Origin of the sequence: Mammaliicoccus lentus (assembly GCF_002902755.1) — a bacterium.
Lineage (GTDB): Bacteria > Bacillota > Bacilli > Staphylococcales > Staphylococcaceae > Mammaliicoccus > Mammaliicoccus lentus.
The window spans coordinates 1-701 of the sequence record NZ_PPRS01000056.1 but is presented as its reverse complement, the minus strand read 5'-3'; the positions used below and the strand labels follow the sequence as shown (position 1 = coordinate 701).

1 rRNA gene is annotated in these 701 nt (G+C 49.5%); it reads left to right on the top strand.

The features are described from left to right. Positions 1-621, top strand: a 23S ribosomal RNA gene (locus tag CD135_RS11620); the annotation flags it as partial. Positions 622-701: the final 80 nt, after the last annotated feature.

Here is a 701-nt window from a genome sequence, read left to right as displayed (position 1 = left end):
GGAGGCGCTCAAAGGTTCCCTCAGAATGGTTGGAAATCATTCGCAGAGTGTAAAGGCACAAGGGAGCTTGACTGCGAGACTTACAAGTCGAGCAGGGTCGAAAGACGGACTTAGTGATCCGGTGGTTCCGCATGGAAGGGCCATCGCTCAACGGATAAAAGCTACCCCGGGGATAACAGGCTTATCTCCCCCAAGAGTTCACATCGACGGGGAGGTTTGGCACCTCGATGTCGGCTCATCGCATCCTGGGGCTGTAGTCGGTCCCAAGGGTTGGGCTGTTCGCCCATTAAAGCGGTACGCGAGCTGGGTTCAGAACGTCGTGAGACAGTTCGGTCCCTATCCGTCGTGGGCGTAGGAAATTTGAGAGGAGCTGTCCTTAGTACGAGAGGACCGGGATGGACATACCTCTGGTGTACCAGTTGTCGTGCCAACGGCATAGCTGGGTAGCTATGTATGGACGGGATAAGTGCTGAAAGCATCTAAGCATGAAGCCCCCCTCAAGATGAGATTTCCCAACTTCGGTTATAAGATCCCTCAAAGATGATGAGGTTAATAGGTTCGGGGTGTAAGCGCAGTAATGTGTGTAGCTGACGAATACTAATCGATCGAAGACTTAATCAAATTTTTAAAATCGGTTTTGCGCCGTAAAATCTGCTTACTATCTAGTTTTGAATGTGCAATACATTCTTAATAAGTTTTTA